Origin of the sequence: Geovibrio thiophilus (genome assembly GCF_004087915.1) — a bacterium.
Lineage (GTDB): Bacteria > Chrysiogenota > Deferribacteres > Deferribacterales > Geovibrionaceae > Geovibrio > Geovibrio thiophilus.
In genome coordinates this window covers 2,711,586-2,735,809 of sequence record NZ_CP035108.1, presented here as the reverse complement: position 1 = coordinate 2,735,809, position 24,224 = coordinate 2,711,586, and the positions used below count along the sequence as shown (strand labels likewise).

The 24,224-nt window shown below is 48.5% G+C and carries 23 protein-coding genes; 13 read left to right on the top strand and 10 right to left on the bottom strand.

Annotated features, from left to right (window positions below; translation table 11 throughout):
• Window positions 1-105: 105 nt before the first annotated feature.
• Window positions 106-1,305: a bifunctional glutamate N-acetyltransferase/amino-acid acetyltransferase ArgJ gene (argJ, locus tag EP073_RS12640; protein WP_128467526.1), complete on the bottom strand. Its 1,200-nt coding sequence runs from the start codon at window positions 1,303-1,305 to the stop codon at window positions 106-108.
• 362 nt (window positions 1,306-1,667) lie between these two features.
• Complete coding sequence (gene argC / locus EP073_RS12635; RefSeq protein ID WP_128467525.1) at window positions 1,668-2,672, bottom strand: N-acetyl-gamma-glutamyl-phosphate reductase; 1,005 nt, start codon at window positions 2,670-2,672, stop codon at window positions 1,668-1,670.
• A gap of 103 nt (window positions 2,673-2,775) precedes the next feature.
• Between argC and EP073_RS12630 the strand changes: the two genes are divergently transcribed.
• A complete protein-coding gene (locus EP073_RS12630; RefSeq protein WP_128467524.1) occupies window positions 2,776-3,042 on the top strand; it encodes a DUF167 domain-containing protein in 267 nt (88 codons plus the stop codon).
• On the opposite strand, the gene EP073_RS12625 is transcribed toward EP073_RS12630, so the two are convergent.
• The gene (locus EP073_RS12625; protein WP_128467523.1) at window positions 3,023-3,943 is read right to left on the bottom strand and encodes an AEC family transporter; all 921 of its coding nucleotides are present in this window, start codon (window positions 3,941-3,943) and stop codon (window positions 3,023-3,025) included. The genes EP073_RS12630 and EP073_RS12625 overlap by 20 nt on opposite strands.
• A 169-nt stretch (window positions 3,944-4,112) precedes the next feature.
• Here EP073_RS12625 and EP073_RS12620 point away from each other — a divergent pair, with 169 nt between their 5' ends.
• The 3 genes from EP073_RS12620 to EP073_RS12610 all read left to right on the top strand — a co-directional run bounded on the left by EP073_RS12620 (window position 4,113) and on the right by EP073_RS12610 (window position 8,371).
• Entirely contained in the window at window positions 4,113-4,364 is a 252-nt protein-coding gene (locus EP073_RS12620; protein ID WP_128467522.1) for a hypothetical protein, read from the top strand.
• A gap of 90 nt (window positions 4,365-4,454) precedes the next feature.
• Window positions 4,455-6,227: a single-stranded-DNA-specific exonuclease RecJ gene (gene recJ / locus EP073_RS12615; RefSeq protein ID WP_241654005.1), complete on the top strand. Its 1,773-nt coding sequence runs from the start codon at window positions 4,455-4,457 to the stop codon at window positions 6,225-6,227.
• The gene (locus EP073_RS12610) at window positions 6,224-8,371 is read left to right on the top strand and encodes a RelA/SpoT family protein (protein WP_128467520.1); all 2,148 of its coding nucleotides are present in this window, start codon (window positions 6,224-6,226) and stop codon (window positions 8,369-8,371) included. The genes recJ and EP073_RS12610 overlap by 4 nt, the downstream gene beginning before the upstream one ends.
• Window positions 8,372-8,783: 412 nt before the next feature.
• On the opposite strand, the gene rpmB is transcribed toward EP073_RS12610, so the two are convergent.
• On the bottom strand, window positions 8,784-8,972 hold the full coding sequence (rpmB, locus tag EP073_RS12605) for a 50S ribosomal protein L28 (RefSeq protein WP_128467519.1): 189 nt from the start codon (window positions 8,970-8,972) through the stop codon (window positions 8,784-8,786).
• A 588-nt stretch (window positions 8,973-9,560) separates the two neighbouring features.
• On the opposite strand from rpmB, the gene EP073_RS12600 reads away from it, so the two are divergent.
• Window positions 9,561-9,767: a DUF1858 domain-containing protein gene (locus tag EP073_RS12600; RefSeq protein WP_128467518.1), complete on the top strand. Its 207-nt coding sequence runs from the start codon at window positions 9,561-9,563 to the stop codon at window positions 9,765-9,767.
• An 88-nt stretch (window positions 9,768-9,855) separates the two neighbouring features.
• On the opposite strand, the gene EP073_RS14025 is transcribed toward EP073_RS12600, so the two are convergent.
• Window positions 9,856-10,086, bottom strand: a complete 231-nt coding sequence (locus EP073_RS14025) for a hypothetical protein (RefSeq protein WP_241654089.1) — start codon at window positions 10,084-10,086, stop codon at window positions 9,856-9,858.
• Between EP073_RS14025 and trmB the strand changes: the two genes are divergently transcribed.
• Genes trmB through EP073_RS12585 form a run of 3 tightly spaced genes read left to right on the top strand, consistent with a single transcriptional unit; the run spans window position 10,033 to window position 12,033 of the window.
• Window positions 10,033-10,539, top strand: a complete 507-nt coding sequence (trmB, locus tag EP073_RS12595) for a tRNA (guanosine(46)-N7)-methyltransferase TrmB (protein WP_241654004.1) — start codon at window positions 10,033-10,035, stop codon at window positions 10,537-10,539. The genes EP073_RS14025 and trmB overlap by 54 nt on opposite strands.
• Window positions 10,540-10,556: 17 nt before the next feature.
• Window positions 10,557-11,789 carry an NfeD family protein gene (locus EP073_RS12590; protein WP_128467516.1) on the top strand — a complete coding sequence of 411 codons (1,233 nt, stop codon included), beginning with the start codon at window positions 10,557-10,559 and terminating at the stop codon, window positions 11,787-11,789.
• Window positions 11,773-12,033 (top strand): HP0495 family protein, encoded by a 261-nt coding sequence (locus EP073_RS12585; protein WP_128467515.1) that lies wholly within the window; start codon window positions 11,773-11,775, stop codon window positions 12,031-12,033. Before EP073_RS12590 ends, EP073_RS12585 begins: the two co-directional genes overlap by 17 nt.
• A 36-nt stretch (window positions 12,034-12,069) precedes the next feature.
• On the opposite strand, the gene EP073_RS12580 is transcribed toward EP073_RS12585, so the two are convergent.
• Complete coding sequence (locus EP073_RS12580) at window positions 12,070-13,161, bottom strand: oxidoreductase (RefSeq protein ID WP_128467514.1); 1,092 nt, start codon at window positions 13,159-13,161, stop codon at window positions 12,070-12,072.
• Between the two features lie 273 nt (window positions 13,162-13,434).
• Here EP073_RS12580 and EP073_RS12575 point away from each other — a divergent pair, with 273 nt between their 5' ends.
• Entirely contained in the window at window positions 13,435-15,231 is a 1,797-nt protein-coding gene (locus EP073_RS12575; protein WP_128467513.1) for a methyl-accepting chemotaxis protein, read from the top strand.
• On the opposite strand, the gene EP073_RS12570 is transcribed toward EP073_RS12575, so the two are convergent.
• The 4 genes from EP073_RS12570 to EP073_RS12555 are packed head-to-tail and all read right to left on the bottom strand — an operon-like array spanning window position 15,194 to window position 18,463.
• The gene (locus tag EP073_RS12570; RefSeq protein WP_128467512.1) at window positions 15,194-15,787 is read right to left on the bottom strand and encodes a D-glycero-alpha-D-manno-heptose-1,7-bisphosphate 7-phosphatase; all 594 of its coding nucleotides are present in this window, start codon (window positions 15,785-15,787) and stop codon (window positions 15,194-15,196) included. The two genes, EP073_RS12575 and EP073_RS12570, sit on opposite strands and share 38 nt — an antisense overlap.
• On the bottom strand, window positions 15,759-16,625 hold the full coding sequence (locus tag EP073_RS12565; protein ID WP_164885375.1) for a lysophospholipid acyltransferase family protein: 867 nt from the start codon (window positions 16,623-16,625) through the stop codon (window positions 15,759-15,761). Before EP073_RS12565 ends, EP073_RS12570 begins: the two co-directional genes overlap by 29 nt.
• Window positions 16,618-17,841, bottom strand: a complete 1,224-nt coding sequence (locus EP073_RS12560; protein ID WP_128467510.1) for a 3-deoxy-D-manno-octulosonic acid transferase — start codon at window positions 17,839-17,841, stop codon at window positions 16,618-16,620. Before EP073_RS12560 ends, EP073_RS12565 begins: the two co-directional genes overlap by 8 nt.
• Entirely contained in the window at window positions 17,816-18,463 is a 648-nt protein-coding gene (locus EP073_RS12555; protein WP_164885374.1) for a lysophospholipid acyltransferase family protein, read from the bottom strand. The genes EP073_RS12560 and EP073_RS12555 overlap by 26 nt, the downstream gene beginning before the upstream one ends.
• A 217-nt stretch (window positions 18,464-18,680) precedes the next feature.
• Between EP073_RS12555 and hslV the strand changes: the two genes are divergently transcribed.
• The 4 genes from hslV (at window position 18,681) to EP073_RS12535 (ending at window position 23,897) form a co-directional block, all read left to right on the top strand.
• The gene (hslV, locus tag EP073_RS12550; protein WP_128467508.1) at window positions 18,681-19,211 is read left to right on the top strand and encodes an ATP-dependent protease subunit HslV; all 531 of its coding nucleotides are present in this window, start codon (window positions 18,681-18,683) and stop codon (window positions 19,209-19,211) included.
• Between the two features lie 2 nt (window positions 19,212-19,213).
• Window positions 19,214-20,569: an ATP-dependent protease ATPase subunit HslU gene (gene hslU / locus EP073_RS12545; RefSeq protein WP_241654003.1), complete on the top strand. Its 1,356-nt coding sequence runs from the start codon at window positions 19,214-19,216 to the stop codon at window positions 20,567-20,569.
• Window positions 20,570-20,577: 8 nt separating this feature from the next.
• A complete protein-coding gene (locus tag EP073_RS12540; protein WP_128467507.1) occupies window positions 20,578-22,182 on the top strand; it encodes a hypothetical protein in 1,605 nt (534 codons plus the stop codon).
• Window positions 22,183-22,691: 509 nt separating this feature from the next.
• On the top strand, window positions 22,692-23,897 hold the full coding sequence (locus tag EP073_RS12535; RefSeq protein WP_128467506.1) for a hypothetical protein: 1,206 nt from the start codon (window positions 22,692-22,694) through the stop codon (window positions 23,895-23,897).
• The last annotated feature ends 327 nt before the right edge of the window (window positions 23,898-24,224 follow it).

Here is a 24,224-nt window from a genome sequence, read left to right as displayed (position 1 = left end):
TAATTATAAAGCAGAAAGGCGGTGGTTTAACCACCGCCTTTTTTTATTTTAATGAATATTGACAGCTGTTCTGAACCCGTGAGGGGGAAGAATCCCGGAAGCTTCCTAGCTTCTGTAATCAGCGTTGATAGAGATGTACTCCTTTGTGAAATCGCAGGTGTACACTGTCTTTGAAGCTGAGCCCTCTTTCAGATCCACAGTGATCTCTATATCTTTTTTCTTCATTATCGCCGCAGCCTGCGGCTCAAGAGCGTAATCAATGATTATGCCGTTTTCGGCGTATTTCAGATTTTCAAAATACAGATCCACATTGTCCTGCCTGCACTGTATTCCGCATGCGCCCACTGTGGCGAAAATCCTTCCCCAGTTGGGGTCTTCCCCATGGAGCATTGTTTTCACCAGAGGGGAATTGGCAACGGCAAAGGCGCATTTCTTCGCGTCCTCGTCCGTTGCGGCGTTCACGACCTTGAATGTGCAGAACTTTGTCGCCCCTTCACCGTCTCTCACTATCATCTTCGCAAGTTCAACGCACACGGTCTTCACCGCCTCGAAAAACTCCTCCCTGTTCGGGATAATGCCGCTCATACCGTTTGCGAAAAGAAATACAGTATCATTAGTGCTCATGTCACCGTCAACGGTGACGCTGTTGAAGCTGTCTGTCATAGCATGACTCAGCGCTTCCTGCAATGCGTCTGTCTTCACGGCAGCGTCTGTCGTGATGAAAGCAAGCATCGTCGCCATGGACGGGGCGATCATACCCGCTCCCTTCGCAGCGCCAGCAACCACATAGGCTCCGTTTTGTGTCTCCACCAGCACGGCATATTCCTTCTTCACAGCGTCAGTAGTCATGATCGCTTCGGCAAATTCATGTGAATTGCCGGAGTCAAGCTCGTCAATCAGCTCGCCCGCCTTAGCGGTCATTTTCCCCACAGGAAGCTGAACACCTATTACACCTGTGGAGGAAATCAGCACAGCTTTCTCATCCACATCAAGCTCCGCAGCGAAAGCCTTAGTTATCTCACCGCAGGCCGCAAGCCCCTTCTCACCTGTGCAGGCATTGGCGTTGCCGCTGTTTACAACTATGGCGCTGAACTTGCCCTTCTTACCGATAAGCTCCCGCCCGTGAATAACCGGTGCAGCACAAAACTTGTTGGATGTGAAAACAGCCGCCGCATTAAACGGAACCTCAGAATAAAGAAGAGCCATGTCCCTCTTCCCCTTGCCGTTCCCCTTAACATCCGCAACCGCACTCGATGCCGAAAATCCCAAAGGTGCGCATACGCCTGCGCCTTTTATATGTTCCATGATAAATTCTCCTTAATCTGTAATTTCTAATGCGCACCTTTTAAGTTTCCATGGATGGAAACACGCCGTGCGAAGCGAAGGGCGGTTTACCCGCCCGCGAGCGTGTGGCGAGGAATTACACGGATGTGAAATCCGAGCCTGTAAAGCAAGAGCCGCATACGCCTGCGCCTTTTATATGTTCCATGATATTTATCTCCTGTATTTATTAAGCTTTAAATGAAGAAACCCTTTCTTTAATGGGAAAGAAAGTGTTTCCTCATGCTCCTTCCCAAAGAAACCATATCTTTGCGAAGCAGGTAAAAGTTTTTGAAAGGTTCTAGGAAAAGCTTTTTTCAAAAAGTTTTCCTAGATAAATCTATACTCTATATCAGTCCTGTTGTTTCATCCAGTCCGCACATGATGTTCATGGTTTGGACTGCGGCTCCGCTTGCGCCTTTTACGAGATTATCTATGGCGGAGGTTATGACGAGTTTATCTGCTTTTTTAAACAGTGCGATGTCTATGAAGTTGGTATCACGCACATTTGCGGTGGCGGCGGCATTCCCGAAGTCGAGTATTCGGACGAATCTCCTGCCTTTGTAGAATGTCTTGAGGCACTCAGCCAGCTGGAATATATCAGTATGTGACCGTGCGTAAATTGTGCTTTCGATTCCTTTATTTATGGGTGCGAGGTGGGGGGTGAATATCACGTCCACGTGTTTCCCCGCTTTGCCGAGAATATAGTTTATTTCGGGGTTATGTCTGTGGCTGAGGACGCCGTATGCCTGAAAGTTTTCCTGCACATTGCAGAAATGTGTTTTCTCTGACGGGGTCTTGCCTGCGCCTGTGATGCCGGATTTGCTGTCCGCAACTATGAAATCGCCGTCTATAAGCCCTTCCTTTAAAAGGGGAAACAGGGGCATAATCACGGATGTCGGATAGCAGCCGGGAATGGCTGCCAGTCTGGCGGTTTTAAGCTGTTCACCGAAGATTTCGGGCATGCCGTAGACTGCTTCTGCGAAGAGTTCCTCTTTTTTGTGTGGAACTTTGTATACGAATTCGTAGAGTTCTTTGCTTCCCAGCCGGAAATCAGCGCTGAGGTCAGCGACTTTTTTCCCTTTGGAAAGGAAGAAGGCAGCCGCCTCCTGACTTGCGGTGTGAGGAAGGCAGAGGAATACTGCGTCCACCTTTTCGGCGCATTTGTCATAGTCGTCGCTTTCTATCAGGTTATCGACAATGCCGCGGAGCTGGGGATAAACGGCGGAATAGGGCGTACCCGCAAGCGAGGTACTGGTAAGTGCCGCTATTTTAAATTCAGGATGTTTTACAAGAATTTTCACCAGTTCAAATCCGGTAAACCCGGTGGCTCCGATAATTCCGATTCTCAAGATATACCTCCGAAGGCTTGTCAGTGCAGGATATTAGCACCCGTTATATTAAATGTAAAGATAGCTGTTTTATCCGCAAGGGATGATGATGTATTATATGTTTATGAAATTTCATGTTTATATCCAGCCCGGCGCGAAAAAAAGCGGTTATGCCGGAGAGTTTGACGGAAAGGCGAAGATAAAGGTAGCGGCGCCGCCTGTGGAGGGTGCTGCTAATGATGCTGTGGTTCGGTTTTTCGCAAAAACGCTGAAACTGCCGAAGTCGGCGGTGAGGATATGCGCAGGCGGGCTTTCACGGCATAAGACCCTTGAGATAGATGCGGAACTCAGCGAAAGCGAGATTCTGGAGGCTATACGCCGACGATCATGATCCACATGATGAATGTGAGGATCGAGAAGCTGTGTGTGGTGACTATCGTACTTGCCGTGAGGCGGGTGTTGCCCCCCATTGCCGCTGCGAATACATAGTTTACTGTGCCGGAGGGAGAGGAGAGCAGAACCACAAGGGCTTTCGCGCCGATTGACATTTCTATTCCCCACGCCTTGAGCATGAAGAAGGCAATTGCGGGACCTATTATCATCTTAAATAAGGAACTGACCGAACTGAGAAAGAGATCGTTTTTCATAGATTCCAGAGTTATGGTTGAACCCACGCAGAAAAGCGCCAGCGGGAGAGTTACATCGCTGACGATGGAAATTGATTTGCTGATGAACGCGGGCATGGGTATTCCTATGTATGAATAGAGCAGCCCGCCCATGCAGGCAATGGCGAGGGGGTTCAGCACTGCGTTCTTCATCATGGGGGCAATCTTGGTTCTGTCGCCGGAAGTGATGCTCAGCCCGATTATGGCAAGCATGCTGACGTAGGGCACGATGAACGCCATGAGGACGCTGGCGTACATAAGTCCTTCCTGCCCGAAGACATAAAAGAACACGGGCAGTCCCATATTGGCGTAGTTTCCCCGGAAATTATTCATGGCGAATGTTCCGGTTATATCGGGGCTGAGGCGGAGTAATTTTGCCGTGATGAAGCTCAGTACTGCTACAATGAACACTGAAGCGAAAATTATTGCCACCAGACGCCAGTCGAACACTGCCTTGAGGTTAGAACGGGAGATGCTGAGAAACAGCAGTGCGGGCAGGGTGACCTTGAAGATAAGGGTATTGGACGAAGCTATGAACCTGTCATCAACAATTTTCATTCTTTTAAGCAGGTTTCCCAGCGCAAGGACTATGAAAACCGGCAGCACGAGAAAGAATATTTCGCTCATAGGAATATATAACCCGATTTGCGGAATAAACACAATGATGGTTTAGCGGTGAAATAATTAAGGCACAAAGGCGGGTCTCACCCCCCTTCGGGATTAAACACCTGAACCGTGCTTGTATTTTTACTTTCATTGAAGTATAAATAATGTATTAAATTTCGGCGGTGGAATAATGCCTGAATTAAGGGATATTTTCGGCGGAGCCAGCATGAAGTACTGGTACGTCGCATTTATAATCAGTATGGCATGGCTTGTGGCTTCCCTTGTGAACAGCACGGCGGTCAGTCAGTATGAGCTGACCCTGTATGACAATGAGGGAAAAGTTATCGAAACCAGAATAGTTGACAAATACAGGCTTCAGACACCTGAAAGTCTTCCAGTCACCAAGTCATACAAGCCGATAAAGCCGGTGAGCTTCCTTTAGGCACGTTCTTCTGTTCGGAAAGTGTTTTTAACCTGCGCTTGAGGCAGGAGTGGCAGGCGCGTTGATAAAACGTCTGAAACGGAGATGCTTTTGAACCCGAACAGTTTTGAAACCTACATGAGTTCTAAATTCAAATGGATCTACAACAGGGCGGAGGTTGCTCCGTACCTTGAGATTCTGCGTAAAATCGGCGTTCCTGAGTGTCTATCCGAAGTCTTTGTCAAAAAAAAGCTTACTGATGAACTGATCATAGAATGCTTCCTCGAAACACCTCTGAGGGAGCTTTACAGCCCGTTTAATCTCAAAGGAATGAAAACAGCTGTGGAAAGGATACGCATAGCCCTGAAAGCGGGGGAGCGGATCTGTATTTACGGTGATTACGATGTGGACGGAGTTACCTCCGTTTCGCTTATGTATCTTTTCCTCAGCGAGATAGGCGCCAATGCGGACTATTATATACCCAACAGGCTTGAAGAGGGCTACGGGCTCAACCGTGAGGCGATGGACGAAATAGCCTCACGGGGCACTAAGCTTATCATCACTGTAGACTGCGGAATAAACGCCGTGGGTGAAGTGGCTTATGCCGCCTCTCTCGGCATGGATGTTATCATCACCGACCATCACCAGCCTGCTGAGGTTATGCCTGAGGCGGCACTCTGTATAATCAATCCGCTCCAGCCCGGAGATAGTTATGAGTTTAAGGAGCTTGCCGGAGTCGGCGTCGCTTTCAAGCTTGTCATGGGGCTTCGCTATTACCTGCGTGAGCAAGGCTGCTTCGGCAAGGGAGCGCCTAATATCAAGAAGTATCTGGATCTTGTAACTCTCGGCACTGTGGCGGATGTGGTGCCCATAGTCGGGGAAAACAGAATCTTCGTGCGCCACGGGCTTGAGCTTCTTTCTCAGAAATCCACAAGACCGGGCGTGAGCGAGCTTAAGAAGATTACCGGACTGGACGGCTCAAGGGTGGGCACGTCTCAGGTGGGCTTCGCTCTTGCGCCCCGCATAAATGCCGTGGGCAGAATGGGCAGCAGCGACAAGGGGCTTCGTCTCCTCATTACCGACAGCAGGGATGAGGCGCGCTACCTCGCCCGTGAGCTTGATCAGGAGAACAAATACCGTCAGGCGATAGAAAAAGAGATCATAATAGAGTCCTATCAGATGATAGAGGATGAGGGGCTCAACGAAAGGTACAAGGGGCTTGTGCTATATTCCGAGAGCTGGCATCAGGGGGTAATAGGCATTGTAGCCTCAAGGGTGGTGGAAAAATTCCACAAGCCCACGATAATCATCACCTCCGAAAACGGTGTGGGCAAGGGCTCTGCCCGCAGTATTCCTGCGTTTCACCTCTATGAAGGGCTCAAAAAGGTTGAGAGCCTGCTCATTACCTTCGGCGGACATAAATACGCCGCCGGACTCAAAGTTCAGATGGATAATATTTCCGAATTGAGAGAAAAATTCAACGAAGCTGTTGACACTTTGCTTTGCGAGAATGATTATATACCTGAGCTGGTTATTGATGCGTTTCTGGAACCGGACGATGTGAGCAAGGAACTTCTTGACTGGCTGGACAGGATGCAGCCCTTCGGGGCAGGCAACAAGGAGCCTGTCTTCTGCATGAGAAATTTGAGGAAGTCTCAGCCTTTCACCTATGTCGGCAAGGAAAAAACGCATCTTAAGATTTATCTGGAGAAAGACGGCAGAGTATTTGACTGTATAGGCTACAACATGAAGGATTTTGAGGATATGCTGACTTCTTCGGCGTCCTTTGACATAGTCTTCACCCCTGTTCTCAACGGATGGTACGGCGGCAAATATATTCAGCTTAATCTCAAGGATATTCGCTCTGCGGATGAAAATATATGACACACAAGAAAATTATTCGCCTGATGGATATTCAGGACAAAATGATAAAAAACGGCGTCACCGCCGGTCTCGAAAAAGTGCACAAGGCGTATGTTTACGCTGCGCAGAAGCACAGGGGGCAGCTCCGCCACAGCGGAGAGCCTTATCTTTCCCACCCGCTGAATGTCGCCTATATCCTCGCCGAAATGAATATGGATGTGGATACGGTGATAGGCGGTCTTCTCCACGATACTCTTGAGGATACGGACGCTACCTATGAAGAGGTTGCCTCGCTGTTCGGGGAGGATGTGGCGTTTATCGTCAACGGCGTCTCCAAGATAGGGCAGATAGAGTTCAAGTCCAAGGAAGAGAAGCAGGCGGAAAACTTCCGCAAAATGCTGATCTCAATGTCTAAAGATGTCCGTGTTATCCTTATTAAGCTCGCCGACAGGCTCCACAATATAAGCACTCTCGATTCCCTGAGACAGGAAAAGCAGGAGCGTATTGCTCAGGAAACCATGGATATTTACGCTCCCCTTGCCCACAGGCTGGGTATAGCGTGGATCAAGTGGGAGCTTGAGGACCGTTGCTTCCGCATCCTGAACCCCAAGATGTATTACGAAATCTACGAAAAGGTTAAGTACAAACGCGGCGAGCGTGAGCAGTACCTTCTTGAAGTAATGCAGAAGGTGATGAAGGAGCTTGAGCTCAACGGCATTAAAGCCGAGATTCAGGGCAGACCGAAGCACTTCTACAGCATTTACAATAAGATGGTGAAGAAAGGCGCAAGCTTTGAGGAGATCTACGATCTTCTGGCGCTCCGCATCATGGTGGGCAATGTACCCCAGTGCTACGCCGTTATGGGCATAATCCACAATCTCTGGAAGCCTATCCAGTCAAGGTTTAAGGACTATATCGCCATGCAGAAGTCCAACCTTTACCAGTCTCTCCATACGACTGTGGTAGGACCCAAGGGCATGGCTGTTGAGTTTCAGATAAGAACCCACGAAATGCACAAGGTGGCGGAAGAAGGTATCGCCGCCCACTGGAAATATAAAGAGGGCAAGGTTTTTGACCCGCAGGAAGATAAAACCTTCCGCTGGCTCAGAGGGCTTTTGGAGCAGCATGATCTCAAGCGCCCCATAGACCTTGTGGAGGCTCTGAAGGAAGATATTCTCCCCACGCAGATCTATGTTTTCACTCCTAAGGGTGACGTAGTGGAGCTGCCTGTGGGTTCAACACCCATAGACTTTGCCTATTCCATCCACACCGACATAGGCAACATGTGCACCGGAGCGAAGGTTGACGGACGTATGGTTCCGCTGAAATACCGCCTGCGCAACGGCGACAGGGTAACGGTTCTTACCTCACCCAACCACAAACCCAGCCGTGACTGGATAGGCTTTGTGAAAACAAGCAGGGCGAAGGTCAGGATACGCAACTTCATAAGGAAGGAGGAGCGTGACCGTGCGCTGGCGCAGGGTATCGATTTTCTGGACAGGGAATTCAAGCAGTATTTTCTGGACTACCGTGAGATATTCAATAAGGACATCAACGTACGGAAGATTGCCTCTCAGTACAAGCTTAAGGATCTTGAGGATATTTATGTCGCCGTGGGCTTCGGCAGGGTTTCGCCGAGGCAGATAGTCCATAATTTCGTGGAAGTCAAGGAGAAGAAGAGAGACGCAGCCGAGAGTATGGAGGCGCCCGCTCCGAAGAAGAGTGAGGAGCCGTTTGTCATCGACGGCATAGACGATGTTCTCGTTAAGGTCGCCAAATGCTGCATGCCGCTTCCCGGAGATGATATTGTAGGCTACATATCCCGAGGCAGAGGCATAGTTATCCATAAAAAGGACTGCGAAAATATTCTTAACGGAAGCATAAACGAGGAAAGACTAACCCCTGTGCAATGGAGCGATAAAAAGGTATTCAGAATGCCTGTTGCCATCAAGACGGTTGTTATTGACCGCCCGGGCGTACTTTTTGATATAGCTAACATCATGAAGGAGATGGGGATAAATATCTCAAACCTTTCCTCCGGCAAGGCGCCGGACGGACTCTCCAAGCAGGACTTCACAATCGAGGTTCAGGACAAGAAAGAGCTGAAAACAGTAATTAATAAGCTTCGCAATATTGACGGAGTTCAGGAAGTACGGACAAATTGATGCCTGACATGATAACATCAAACCGTAAATTCTGTCAGTTTGATGTACACGCTTCGCACGGCGCAGCAAATCTGTGGGAGTTGGGTCGCCTGCGTCATTGCGAACCCTGAAAGGGTGAAGCAATCTCTCATTTTATGATAGTTCGGAAACGGCACGTCCTGTCCGTTTCCTCACACGCTCGCGGCGGGGTAAACCCGCCTTCGCTTCGCACGGCGCAACTCCCATCCGTGGGAGTTGAGTTGCCTGCGTCATTCTGAACGAAGTGAAGAATCTTTGAACGCATAGGCGCAGAAATATCTGCTGAAAGAGCTTCAGGAAAACATCTTTTTGAAAGTTTGGAGTTTTTTAGATGAAGAAAGGGACAAAACCGCCTGCGGACTAAAAAGCCGCAGGCATGGTTCAATGTCTGTGATTAGGCTTTCTGAACTTTGCCTGCTTTAAGGCATTTTGTGCAGACTTTCTTTCTGACAACCTGTCCGTCTTCAACAACTCTCATCTTGTGCACGTTAGGAAGGAAAACCCTTCTTGTAACGTTGTGAGCGTGGCTTATGTTGTGACCGAACATCGGTCCTTTACCGCAAACCTCACATCTTCTGGCCATGTTAATCCTCCGAATGTATGATAATTCTAAACCTTTACACTGTTCAATAGTCTTGATCTAAAGAGCTTGAAATGCTAACATAACCTATATAACCGATCAAGAGTTTTTTTGAATAAAAGCTCTCCGACAAGCTTTTTTTCGTGGAAGCAGTAAACGCTCCCACGGAAGGGAGCGCGCCGTGCGAAGCGAAGGGCGGTTCATCCGCCCGCGAGCGTGTAGGAGAACAACACAGGAAGTGGTTGTTCTCCTTGTAAGTCGGTTCAAGAGTTTTTTTGAATAAAAGCTCTCCGACAAGCTTTTTTTCGTGGAAGCAGTAAACGCTCCCACGGAAGGGAGCGCGCCGGGACTTACTGACTGACGTCACTCTGAGCCTCAGGCGAAGAGTCTCAGACAAATCCTCCCCAACCCTCCTTTGCCAAAGGAGGGGGAGTTGGCTTCCCCCTTTATTAAAGGGGGACAGAGGGGGATTTATTAACGCTGTCAGGGATGCTTCACTGCGTTCAGCATGACGGGTATATAACCGGATAATTCCCTGCGCCGTGAGCTTACAACAGTATTTATTTTAAATCAGCAATGAGGTTAAATATTATGGAAATAACAGCGAAAACAATAATTGCGGATGTATTGAAAGCCTGTCCCTCTTCAGCGGAAGTTTTTGATAAATTTAACATGGGCTGCATGAGCTGCATGGGTGTTGCCAATGAGAGCATCGAAAAGGGTTCACGCATGCACGGTCTTGATCCCGATGAGGTTCTGGCAGAGCTGAGAAAATTTGTGGCGGACTGCAAAGCCTGATCAGCGCAATTACTTAAAAAAATAATACAGACTGAAATGCCGCACCCCCTTAAACGGGGGTGTTTGTGCTGAATAAATATTATTTACGTCAGGGAGGCTTGTTATTAAAAGAGTAGACCTTAATTTTCAGGAAGATATATACATATATGCCAAGGATCTGCGTCCGCAGGTCGAAAGATTTCAGAAATTTTCCCACGGCGGCGAATTTGAAGGATACGATAAATTCGTTCCCGAAGATTTTTTCCCGAACGGAGCCCCGTTCAATGTGGAGATAGGCATCGGCAACGGCGAGTTTATAAGTGCCTTTGCCGGAAGGCATCCGGAGCAGAACTACCTCGGGTTTGAGGTAATGAAGCGTATATTTGACAGGGCAATCCGAAAGGTGCGCACTGCCGGAGTGAAAAACGCGAAGATAATTCACTTCGACGCCACATTCTTCGTAAGCCTCCTTGAGGACGGTTGTGTGGATAACTTTTTCGTGAATTTCCCCGACCCGTGGCCGAAGAAAAAGCACAATAAGCGCAGGCTGCTGAAGACATCCTTCATCGAGATTCTCACATCCAAGCTTAAGACGGGCGGCAGTCTGTACATGGCGACAGATCAGGCGGACTATGCCGAAGAGATAGCGGAAAACCTGAAACCTGTGGAAAATTTGAAGAGCGCGTACGATACTGTATTTATAAACGAGCTTGTGGACTACCACGAAACAAAATATTACCGCAAGTTTTCGCCGGAACTGGGCGTATACTTCTTCAGAATGATAAAACAGTAATTCCTCCGGAGGAACTGATGAGATTTTTTCTTGCCTTCCTGATGCTTTTTGCCTTTTCCGTCGCCGGCGCGAAGGAGTATTTCTTCGTTGAGATAAACGGCGTAATCAGCGGATACACCGAAAAATATATAGAAGAATCTCTGAAGAAAGCCTCCTCCGCAGAAGGTGTGCTGGTGTTAAAGCTTGATACTCCGGGAGGCATTCTGGATTCCACAAGAAAAATCGTTCAGCTTATCCTCGAAAGCGAGACCCCTGTGGTGACGTTTGTTTCCCCGCAGGGGGCAAGAGCGGGCTCGGCGGGCACATTCATAACCCTCGCTTCCCACTACGCAGCCATGGCTGAGGGAAGCAATATAGGCGCCGCTCATCCGGTGAACATAACCGGACAGAATATTGAGGGTGAGCTGGGCAAAAAGATTGAGAACGACACGGTCGCCTTCATGCGCTCCATTGCGGAGAAAAGGGGCAGAAACCTTGATATATCTGTGCAGATGGTGACAAATTCCCTCAGCCTCACCTCACAGGAAGCTCTTGAGGCTGATATTATAGACACTGTGGTGAACAGTGATGACGGGCTCGTGGCTCTTCTGTCCGAAAAATACGGCGAACAGACGGCGAGAACATACCTTGAGCCCACTGTCCTGCAAAAGGTGGCGTTTTTTCTCAGCGACCCGAATGTGCTGATGCTTATGCTTTTCATAGGGATAGGGGCTGTTTTCCTTGAGTTCAAGATGCCCGGAACGTTCGTTTTCGCAGGGATCGGAATATGCGCCATACTGCTTTTCCTCATGGGCATCAATATAATACCCGTAAACTGGCTGGGGCTTCTCTTGATCTTCGCAGGCTTTGCTTTGATGGTTGCGGAGGTTTTTATCCCGAGCTTCGGGCTCCTGACACTGGGGGCAGTGGTGGCGCTTGGGTTCGGAATGTATCTGCTTTTCAGCAGGGAGGGGAACGTGGGCATAAGTGTTTCATTGGGAATGATAGCAGGCGTTCTGGCTGCGGTTCTTCTTGTTGTGGGGCTTCTGGGCAGGCTCATTGTTAAGGATTTTCTGTCCAAGCCTGCTACCGGAGCGGAAGGGATGATAGGCGAAGCGGGAACTGTCATGTCTTGGAACGGAAGCTCAGGCAAGGTGTTTGTCCACGGCGAGATATGGAACGCTGAATCAGGCTCATCCTTTGAGAAAAACGATAAAGTAAAAATTGCGGAAATTAAGGGGATGGTGATAAAAGTTGAGCGAGCAGAATAGTTTTACGGAAATGGACTACCCCGCCAGATTCACATACAAGATGATGGGGGATGATACGGATTCTTTCAGGGACAGCGTAAAGGCGGTGTTTGTACTGAAAGAGGTTATTGACATTCAGGAAAGAAAAAGCAGCAGCGGAAAGTACGTGTCTATATCCGTCACTGTGGAAGTGGGCAATTATAATGAGCTGAGAAGCTTTTATGAAATGATCAGTCGCATCGACGGGCTTAAGTACCACCTCTGAAAAAAACGAAGCCCCGCATTCCGGCGGGGCGTGTGTCTATTTATTTATTACGCATCTTATCAGCCCTTCCTTCAGCCCGGGCTTAAAGCATCCGTTGCATGATATACAGCCGGACGGCGCGGTGTCGCCTCTTTCCCATCTTTTTATGATCGCAGGCTCTTTTATCAGCGGTCTTGAAAATGAAACAAAGTCCATGCCCGCCTCAAAAGCTTTCCGGCATTCCTCATAGCTTCTGTACCCGCCCACGGTGATAACAGGCAGCGACACGGCGGAGCGTATTCTTTTGGCATATCCAAGGTTATAGCCTTCGTTTATCCCGCACTTAATTCCGGTTCGTACCGGAGCGCCTTCTTTGCCGGAGGCAGGGGTTCCCGCACTCACCTCGATTGCGTCTGCTCCGGCTTTTCCAAGCATAGCCGCAACCTGTACTGAGTCTTCAATATCAAGCCCGCCCTCCAGATTGTCCGAGCCGTTCAGCTTCACCATCACCGGAAAGTCCGCTCCTGCGGTTTTTTTAACTTCCGCGAGAACTTCCAGAAGAAAGCGTGCCCTGTTTTCGATATTTCCGCCGTATTCGTCTGTGCGTTTGTTGAGCGCAGGCGACAGAAACTGATTAATAAGATACCCGTGGGCGGCGTGAAGCTGCACGGCATCAAATCCCGCTTCTTTACAGAGCCCTGCCGTGTATGCGAATGCGGATTTTATTCTTTCGATTTCCTCCGTGCTCATCTCCTCCGGAACCGAAGAGTATTGGGGCGCTTCCACGGCGGAAGGGGCGAGGGGTTTTCTTCCTGCCATGCGCTCCGTGGACTGACCGCCGCAGTGAACAAGCTGTCCGGCTATCTTGGCTCCTTCTGTATGCACGGCACCGGTAAGCGTTCTGTACACTTCAAGTGCAGCCTGATCCTTCAGCATCATTTGCCCGGGGGTTTGTCTGCCGTCCGCGCAGGGGACGATATATCCTGTGATAATCAGTCCGGTTCCGCCTTCCGCCAACTCTTTATATAGATTAATCTGCCTCTCGGACGGTATTCCGTCCGCATCCGCTCCGCCTTCCCATGTGGCGGATCTGACAGCTCTGTTACTGAGCGCAAGTGTTCCGATATTGGTTTTCTGAAATAATGTCATTGATGAACCTCATGATGTTTCGGGTAATTATGGGAAATATCAATTATTTGTCCAGAACTTAATTTTCCGGAAAGCAGAAAAAGACTGCATACGCGAAGCGCCTGAAACTATTTACGGACAAAAATTACCCGATGTTTTATTATTGATACAGGATCTTACCTGAAAAAAATTCTGTTTTACCGTAATTTATAAAAGAATTTAATTGGCTTGCAAAAATTTATAAAAGATTTTATTTTACACAATGGTTATTTTATAAAAGTGTTATGGTGAACTATGGCTATTTTCTACAATATATACAAATGGCTGGAGAAACATATTTTCAACAGCCTCACAAAGAAAATCTTCGGGAATATTCTGGGCATTGTCTGTTTCCAGATCATTCTGATGGTAGTGTTCACTCTGTATCAGCGCAGCAGTATATGCGGGCTGATCACCGCGAAGGATCCTGCGCTGGCGGAAAGTATAGGCGGAGCCATAGTCAGCCAGAGTATTTACCATATACTTTTCTTCGCCGTTTTTTCGGTTGTCGCCGCCGTTCTCACGGCAATTTTTATGCGGATGCTGATTGTTAAGCCTGTGAAGCGGCTTTCGGCGCTTCTTGAAGAAGTCAGTGAAGGGGAGGGGGATCTCTCTCTGGATATGCCTCAGCTCACATATGACGAAATGAGCGAGCTTGCCGGAAACTTCAACAAATTTATGGAAAAGCTCCGCGACATTATCAGGAATGTCCGTGTTTTGGGCGTCAATATAGGCGTTGAATCAGCAAAGGTAGTCAAGAATGTCGATGCTGCCTCTAAAGACGCAAAAACTCAGGACGGACTTGCCAACACAGTTTTCGAGGCAAGCGGAAAAGTTACTGATGCCATAGAGACAGTTGCGGCAAACTCCGTGCAGATAAGCACCACGACGATGAACAACCTTGCTCACGCGCGGGAATCCTACGGGGAGCTTGAGCATGTCACGGAAAAGATACAGGAGGTGAGCACAATGATAGGCTCCTTCCTTACCACCGTGAACGGTCTTGCGGAGAACTCAAGACATATCAGAACTGTTGTTTCCCTCATCGAAGACATTTCCGACCAGACAAATCTTCTCGCACTGAACGCGGCGATAGAGGCTGCAAGAGCGGGGGAAGCGGGAAGAGGCTTCGCAGTCGTGGCGGATGAGGTGCGCAAGCTGGCGGAAAGAGTGAAGACGGCAACGGAAGAAATATCCAAAAACATAGACAATATAGTCGGTCAGGTGCAGAACACGGCAACGCAGACCGAAACAATAAACGAGCATATGGGGCTCACAAAGGACGTTGTGGAGCGGACATCTGTGAAGTTCATGTCCATGGTGACGGACTTTGAGCAGACATCCGCGGGATTGCAGAATATTTCGGGCTCGCTGGACGATCTCACCAAGGTCAACGACCGGATAAACGATAATGTTTCGGACATTCACCGCATAGCAAACGAGGTAACCGGAAGGATGGAGGAATCGAAACACTCCACGGACGATCTTAACGGCAAGATTGAGATAATTCAGGAACTTGTTTCCCGCTTCAAAATAGGCAAAGGCACCTTTGAACAGATAATTCTTAAGGCGGACGGATACAAAAATATCCTTGAATCCAAGCTCTCTGCCTATGCCTCTCAGGGTGTAAATATTTTTGACAGAAACTACCGCCCCGTCAAGGGAACAGATCCGCAGAAGTATTCAACCGATTATGACAAGCGCATAGAGGCTGAGTTTCAGAAAATATACGATGAGGCTCTAAGGGACGTGAAAGGGTGCATATTCGCCCTGTGCGTGGACAGCAACGGATACGCTCCCACCCACAACAGCAAATTTGCCAGACCGCTCACGGGGAACCATGAAACGGATGTTCTGACCAGCAGGGATAAAAGGATCTTCAATGATCATACGGGGCTGCGGGCAGCGAAAAACACCAAAAGATTCCTGCTTCAGGCTTATGTCCGCGATACAGGCGAGGTGGTGAACGATCTCTCTCTTCCCGTTATGATCAACGGGAAGCATTGGGGAGCGTTCAGGCTGGGGTTTGATCCGGCTGTGCTTGCCGACTGATTTGCAGAATGTCCAAAACCGCGGTGAGTAGGCTGTCGGTTATAATGTCCGCACTCTCGGGATTTTTCTCCGCCTCTCTCAGCCCGTAACCGGTTTTCACCAGATATGTGCGGCAGCCGAGCTTTTTGCCGAGCTTAATGTCGCTCATCTTATCACCGATGATGAACATCCTGTCCGTATCAATGGGCAGTTCGCTGAGCGCTCTGTCCGCCATGCCTGTGCGGGGCTTGCGGCAGTCGCAGTCTATGGCGTATTTCGGGTCTTTGGATGATGTGTGGTGAGGGCAGTAATATACAGCGTCAAGCTTTGCCCCGCCCTTTGAAAGCTCCGAACGCATTTTTGAATGAAGCAGTTCCACATTATCCTCTCCGAAATAGCCTCTTCCGACTCCGGCCTGATTTGTGAGGACGACGACAATAAAGCCGTGCGTATTGAGAAGGCGAACGGCGTGGGGGACAAACGGATAAAGATTAAAGTTGTCGGGATGATCAATATAGCCTGCTTCGATATTCATTGTGCCGTCACGGTCAATAAAAACGGCGGGAAACTTTTCCATTTTCATCCTCTGTTTTTTTGAAGCGCTTATGAAGCAGATACCACTGCTCCGGGTTTTTGGAAATTATCTCTTCAAACGCTTTATTAATTTTAATGGCGACGTCGTTTATCCGATCCTTGGGCTTAAGGTTAGGGTCCGGCAGAATCTGTTCAAGAAAAATCATTTCCGCTCCTTCGTCCGTTCTTTTCATGAAGGCAGGGCGGATAGGAATGTTTCTGCGGACGGCTATGAGCGGCAGCCCCTTATTGAATGTGGTTTTGATGCCGAAAAACGGAATAAAAATCGAATCCTTTTCAGTGGATGCGTGATCCAGAAGCGCCGCTATGTGGGCGTTTGAGGCTATAAGCCTGCTGATCTCCTCCGCACAGTCCCTGTGATGCAGATAAATGAGTTTATCGGAGAAGTCTCTGCGTCCTTTCACAAATTCATCAATTTTCGGATCTTTTATTTTTCTCGCCAGCAGACCGATTCTCAGAGGACTGATAACAGCGAGGGAAGGCGCCGCAAGCTCCCAGCATCCGAAGTGTGCGGAAACTATGATTTCTCCTGTAATCGGATCAGGTTTTTCGCAGCGGCAGATTATTTTGATGTATTTTTCCAGAAACTTTTCGTCCACCCTGCCGATGTAGAATGCCTCCATATAGCTCATGAAGGTATGGCGGAACGATTCACGGGCGCATTTTACGGGGTCGGGCGCACCTACTATCTCTGCGTTTTTTATAGCTATCTTCCGTCTGGCGGGGAGCAGATACCAGAAAACGAAACCGAGAAAACTCCCTGTGCGTCTGAGAAAACCGAGGCTCCTTCCGCCCAGAAGGAGGTAAAAAAACTTAATCAATAAGTGCAACTTTCATTGCCTCCAGAAACCTGCCCAGTCTTTCGTCTGCGGATGCCTGTACTTCCGCTCTGAAACCTTCAAAATTACCTTCAGGTTCGGGTGAGGAGAAGAATTCGGCAAGCTCGTGTTCATTTGCAGCTGTTGTTACGAGCCTGTATTCAGCCGCAAGTTCATAAATTTCTCTGAAATTCTGCATGTTCGGTCCCACTGCAACATGGCGTCCGAAGCGCAGAGCCTCAAAAATATTATGCCCGCCGATATTTGTTATTGAGCCGCCGATAAAGATTCTGTCCGCTGTTCTGTAAAGCGCTTCAAGCTGTCCGAAAACATCAGCCACAACTGCGGAACAGCAGGGATCAAACCCTGTGAGAGCGCATGGGTTGAGTCCGGCGCTTTTAAGAAGAGACAGACACTCCTCCGTCCGGTGGAGGTGTCTGGGCGCTATGACAAGTCTTCCGTCAAAGCCGCTTGCAAGAAACGCGTTTATCACTGCCGTTTCTTCGCCTTTGTGTGTGCTGGCTGCGACTATGAATGGTTTGTCCGTGATTGGTTTTATAACAGAGAGATCCGGTTCTCCCTCAAATTCGCTGAATTTAATATTGCCGAGGGTGGATATATTAGCCGAGTCACCCTTAATGGCGGCAAATCTGGCTGTATCCTCATCGCTTTTGGTGAAGATATGCTCGAATTTGTGCAGAAGCGGTGAAATTATCCGGCGTATTCTCATGTACCCGCCGAGGCTTCGATCTGAAATACGGGCGTTCACAAGGAAAAGCGGCGCATGTTTTGATGTGCTTGTGATAAAATTCGGCCAGAGCTCGGTGTCTATTATTACTGTTGCCCTGACATTCATGCAGTACAGAATATAGGGAATAGCGATGGGGTTTTCTATGGGGAGCAGAAAAGCGAAATAAGGCTTAAGCTCTTTCTCCGCAATGGCTTTTCCCGTTGCTGTGGTGGTGCTTATTATAAATTCCGCATCGGGATACCGTCTGCGGAAGGCGTTTATAAGCTGCTTGAGACTGCGCACTTCCCCGACGCTGGCGCAGTGAAACCAGACTGTTTTTGCGGGAGGCTCGGGAAAGGTTATGAAGCCGAAGCGCTGAAAATAGTCGGCGTCCTCCTTTTTCTTCAGGGCAAAGAGGAAACCGAGGGGAACAGCGAAGGGGATAATTATAATTATAAGCAGGTTATACAATATTCGGAGAATAAACAAGCGTCTGCTCCATAGTGGATTTCTCTATTTGCTCTGTCTCACTTTTCATGGTTTCAGGTTCCGTGTCTTCGGAAACAAAAACAGGATCACAGTAGTGAACATCTATTTTCGCAAAAGGGTAAGGGAGAATGAACCCGTCCCAGCTTGCGAAGCGTTTGAATTTTTTGCAGTCAAAGATAACCGGCATCATCACGCCGTGGGTGTTTTTCGCGAGGAACAGTGCGCCCGGCTTCATTTTATATTTGGGTCCCTTGGGTCCGTCCACTGCTATGGCGGCGTGCCATGTGCCGTTCATCAGCTTCTTTATCTCAAGGAGCGCCTTTGAGCCGTTGCGGCTGGACGAACCTCTGACAGCTCTGTAGCCGAAGGATTCAGCCACATGCGCCATTATGTCTCCGTCCTTGCTGCTGGATATGATTATGGCTAGGTTTACGCCTCTGTGAAAGTGGAGGATGGGGAAAATCTGATTGTGCCATGTGAAGAACACGACGCTTTTTCCGCTTTTAAAAAGCTCATCAATTTTTTCCCTGCCGGTTACACGGTAACGGAATGTGCTTCCGTACAGCGTCATGAATTTACCGAACAGCCACAATGCAAAGGGGAAAAGTCTATTTTTCATCATCCGACCGTAAAAAAGCGCATTTGTACCGCATATCCTAAAACCACTGAATATACTTTTTTTCATGTTTAAAGTAAACCGCATATTTGGGAAACGTTCTGAACGTAAGCGGATTTCAGCTTTCATAATATAACGGCTTGTCATACGATGCTGTTTTTTGTAACTTATAAAGGCTTGTCAAAAATCTCAGGAACAGCTGATACACAGCAGGGAATGAATTATGGAAATCAGAGGAACAACGGTCATCGCCGTGAGAAAAAACGGCAAAACCGCAATAGGCGCGGACGGTCAGGTCACTTTCGGCAGCACCGTGATGAAACACAATGCAAAGAAGGTAAGAAGAGTTTATAACGATAAAGTGCTGTGCGGCTTCGCAGGCTCCACTGCTGACGCCTTCACTCTCATGGAGCGTTTCGAGGCGAAGCTGGAGGCGTTCGGCGGTCAGCTGCTCCGTTCTGCCGTGGAACTCGCCAAGGACTGGCGCACGGACAGATACCTCCGCAGGCTTGAGGCGATGATGGTTGTGGCGGGCGGTGACGCCGTGTACATAATCACGGGCAACGGGGATGTGGTCGAACCGGATAAGGGCGTTGCCGCCATAGGCTCCGGCGGTGCCTTTGCCCAGTCCGCGGCCATTGCGCTCAGCGAAAACACGGAACTTTCCGCCGCCGAAATAGTCAGGAAGGCATTGGAGATAGCAGGGGACATCTGCATTTATACCAACAGGAACATTATAATCGAGGAACTATAGATATGAAAACCGATCAGCGTCTGATGGCGGAGCAGGGTGCGCTTACGCCGAAACAGATTGTGGAAGAGCTTGATAAATATGTAGTCGGGCAGAAAAACGCCAAAAAAGCGGTCGCCGTCGCCCTGCGCAACAGATGGCGCAGGCTCCAGCTTTCCGAAAATCTTCAGGAAGAGATCTCGCCAAAAAACATAATCCTTATCGGACCCACGGGAGTGGGCAAGACAGAGGTCGCCAGAAGGCTTGCCAAGCTTGCCGGAGCTCCGTTCATGAAGATAGAGGCGAGTAAGTTTACCGAAGTGGGCTATGTGGGGCGTGATGTTGAGAGCATGGTGAGAGATCTTGTTGAGATAGCAATCGCCATGGTCAAGACAGAGAAGAAAGATTCCGTGCTTGAAAAAGCCAAGCGCAACGCAGAGGAAAGGCTTCTGGATATTCTTCTGCCGAAGAAGCCCGGCTTCTCCGAGGAAAATTCCGATTCATCCACCCGTGAGAAATTCCGCAGGATGCTTGCCTCAGGAGAGCTGGAAGAGCGTGAGATAGAGGCGGATGTGGAAGAACAGGGTCCGCAGGTGGAAGTGCTTACCAATATGGGTATGGACGAGCTTGGGATGAACATAGGCGACATGATGAAAAACATGTTTCCTAACAGAAAGAAGAAAAGAAAGATGAAGATAAAGGAAGCCAGAACCGTCATCGAAATGGAAGAGGCGGCGAGGCTTATCGATATGGAAGACGTTAAGAAGGACGCCCTGCGCCGTGTGGAGCAGACGGGTATCATCTTCCTTGACGAGATAGACAAGATCTGTGCCCGTGAGGGAGCCGCCCACAAGGGCGGGGATGTATCCCGTGAGGGGGTGCAGAGGGATCTTCTGCCCATTGTCGAGGGCTCCACGGTTAACACCAAGCACGGCATGGTGAACACGTCACACGTGCTTTTCATAGCTGCGGGCGCTTTTCACATGGCAAAGCCCTCTGATCTGATCCCCGAGCTTCAGGGGCGTTTTCCCATAAGGGTCGAGATGGATTCTCTGGAGACGGAGGACTTCATCCGCATACTGAAAGAGCCTGAAAACGCTCTCACAAGGCAGTACGAAGCGCTTCTCAGAGCGGACGGGGTAAATGTTGAGTTTGCCGATTCCGGTATTATGAAAATAGCGGAAATAGCCACAGAGGTTAACCGCACTCTGGAAAACATAGGCGCCAGAAGGCTCCACACCATACTTGAAAAGCTTCTGGAGGAAATATCCTACGAAGCGCCGGATACGGAAGAAAAAAATATAATAATAGACGACACATATGTTGAGAGCCACCTCAGGGGAATCGTGGAAGACAGGGATCTCAGCAAATACGTTTTATAGGATTACACATGAAAAAATTACTGGTACTTATTCTTATTCTCTTACCTTTAGCCGCTCAGGCAAGGTTTGAGAAGGTCGCCTCAGATGTAAATTCGCTTTTCAGCAGAATGGGCGGGTATGTGGTCAGCGTTGACGGAAGCGTGATCTATTCGGATCTCGGCTCAGCGTCAAACGTTTATCCGGGGCTTGTGCTGAAGGTTTACAAAGAGAGCGAGGAGATAATACACCCCATAACCAAGCAGGTGCTGGGCAGAAAAAAAGTCCTGATCGGCGATGCGGTTGTAAAAAATGTATTCGAGGGTTATTCCGAGCTTGAGCTTTCTGATAAAAAGGCTGAACCCCGAGTGGGCGACGCAATCGTTCTCAACCCTCCGGTTGAGGTGGCGTTTAAAGCCGTTAATGTGCCTACCCGCATAGAACTTCTGCTGAAGGAGGATGTTGCAAAGGTTCCCAACGTTATCCTCAAAGACTCGGCGGTCATTGCGCTTAATTTTACTCAGGACGATAAGGGCGGCATCTCTCTGGAAGCCAGAGACACAAAAACCGGAACCCTGATCGCAAGCGCATACTACGCTGATATTGAGGCTGAGGACACCGGAAAGCTCACAAGAGATTCTTTCCAGAGTGATATTCTTGAGGCTGAATACGATACTATGACTGTCGGTCATATGATCGACAAGGAAGAGATCTACACCGCTGTTTCAAGCAAGGCTCAGGTTGACTTCTACAAATTTACCGGAAAGGCATTCGAGAAAAAAGCGGAGCTTAAGCCCGAGGGCATAAGGTTTATAGTGTCAGTGGACAGTGCGGATCTGGACGGCAACGGCATAGAGGAAGTTCTGGTATCATGGCTTGAGTATGACAAGTTCGCTAAAACAAATGTCTATGAATATGACGGCGCAAAGTTTGCGCTCAAGGCGGAGAAGCTTCCTTTCTTCTCAAGGGTGAGCTACGACAAAGGTAAAAAGGTTGTCCTCACGCAGAGACTCGCTACCGACGGAACATTTGTCGGACAGATTCAGAAGCTTGAGTATAAAGGCAGCTACGTGAGGGGCGAGTCAATCCCTGATTCGGCGAATAAAAAGCTTTTCGGCTTCGGTTATGCTGATGTCAACAGGGACGGCAGTGTCAACCCTGTATATATTAATGATGATTATAAGGTTGTTGTGGAGAAGGACGGTGAAGAGGTTTTTCAAAGCGTTGAGCAGTTCAGTCAGACCCCGAAGTTCATCAATCTTCAGGAAGAGCAGGAAAACAGAAAGGTCAATCAGAAGATCAAGGATATAGACGCTTTTGAGGTTATGGAGCAGAGGCAGCATCTTAAAGGACGCATCTTTGTAAATACCGACGGACGGCTGTATCTTATAAAAAACCAATCTATGTCCAACATGCTGCCGAACACCTTTTCATACAAGGGCTCCGCTTTCGCGGTCTACGGCTGGGAAGGCAGAACCATGTCAAAAGTATGGGAATCAGACCTGAAAGAGCCCGTTATTGTGGATTATTACATGTATGAGGAATACGGAAGAACATATCTCTTCATGCTCCGAAACATCGCTGGCGGAGTTTTCCGCAAAGCTACCAGCCAGATAGAGTATATCGAAACAAAGTAGCAATTTTTAATAAATCCCCCTCAGTCCCCCTTTGTTAAAGGGGGAAGTTTTTGGTAATAAGGCTAAAACCCCCTCCTTTAATAAAAGGAGGGGCGGGGAGGGTTTGTTCAATACTCCCCGCTGTTGCTCGGAGTGATACTTTGCAGAGTCACGGCGAGGCTCCATCCGTGGAGCCGTGGCAGTGAAGGATCTTCTGTAAATATTTTCTCTAAAGAATCAAATATCCCTGCCGAAGTGTATCAAAGCGGTTTAACACTGTGTTCAACAATAGACACTGCAACTTCACATTAATTTGAATTGTGGGAGACTTAAGTTTGGGCTAAACTCCCCTGTAAACGTGTTCTGACCAAAAAAACGTTGACTTACAAACAGCGTATGTGGTAGTTCTTGTTAGTGTTGACATTACTCAAATGCTGTGCTAGTTTTTAACAGTATTTGAGTTTGAGTTAATGGTGTGGAAGTAAAAAGGGTAACCTTTTAAACAGTAAAAACCTACAGGAGGAAAAAGGATGAGAAAACTTTTAGTAGTTCTCATGGTTGTGGCTTTTGCCGCAACAGCATTCGCAGCCGATGTTAAACTCAGCGGCTACATGGAAGTAAAGGGTATCTACGTTGAAAACGGCGGTATCAACGAAGACTCACTCGGTGAGAATTCATGGTGGGAGCAGGACGGTAATGTTCAGGCTAAATTCATCGTTGACAAAGGCACAGCCTTCACAGTAAGAGGCGATTTCCACGATGGTACTTGGGGCGATCCCGAAATGAAAGCCAAAACAACCGGTGAGGGCGAAGCTGGCTTCACTATCCAGAGAGCCTTCCTTGAGCACGACTTCGGTAAAGCAGGTCTCCTTTCCGCTGGTCTCATGGCTACAGGCGGCTGGGGTACAGCTTTCGGCAACAACGTAGAAGGTAACTACAGAGTTAAACTTGCTGTTCCTGTTGCTATGGGTAAACTTACTTTCCAGACAACTAAAAATGCTGAGAATGGTAGCTATGATGTCGAAGATTCTGAAAAAGATGACAACGACGGATACGGCATTGACTATGTAGGCAAAGCAGGCGCTTTCACTTACGGTGCTAACCTTACATACGGTGACAACTCTGCTGCAATAATGGACAACGACACTGACGGCGTTCAGACTACTGGTCTTGACGTTATGTTTAACGGCGACCTCGGCATGTTCGGATTTGAGTCTGAGCTTGCTTACAGAAACGTTTCTACAGATAAACAAGGCGATGAAGACTATGACCTTTTCGGTGCATATGTTAATGGTTTCGCTAACCTTGGTAAAACAACTGCTGGTCTTATCTTCCTTTACGGTTCAGTTGATAAAGACACTGGCGAAGCTTTCAACTACGCTGACGATTTCGACACTACTTTCATAGTTGACGAACTCGGCGGCGTAACAGGCGGCGATGACCTTGGCGGTTTCACTACCTTCAAACTCTATGCTGACTACGCTCACACTGATGCTCTTACACTCGGTGCAGCTTTCGCTTACGCATTCTCTAACTACGATGATGACAACCAGCCTAACTATGCTGACATCAACCTGTATGAACTTGATGCGTATGTTTCATACCAGATCAACAAGGCTCTTAACTACACAGTTAAGGCAGCTTACCTTCAGGTTAACGAAATCGGTGCAGGCGCTGATCAGTACGATGCAGACCCCATCTACTATGCTTCTCACATGCTCAGCGTAGGTTTCTAATCTACCTGAACTAAGAAAAGCTTACTAAAATACCCGAGCCCGCCGGATTTTTTCCGGCGGGCTTTTTTATGCTCATCCTGAAAGAAGTGAAGAATCTCAAGGTGCAGTCCGGTCTGAATTTTGCTTTTATTTTGAGACTCTTCGCCTCCGCTCAGAGTGACTCTGTTTTTACGTCACTGCGAGCTTCCGCAGGAAGCACGGCAGTCTCTTGTGAGACCGCTTCGTCGCTGCACTCCTCGTAATTACCCTTCAGACCTTCAACCTGAACCCGCAGGATGGAGGATCTCTTCCGCAATTTGACAAATCTTTTCCGCATCGCTGTTTATC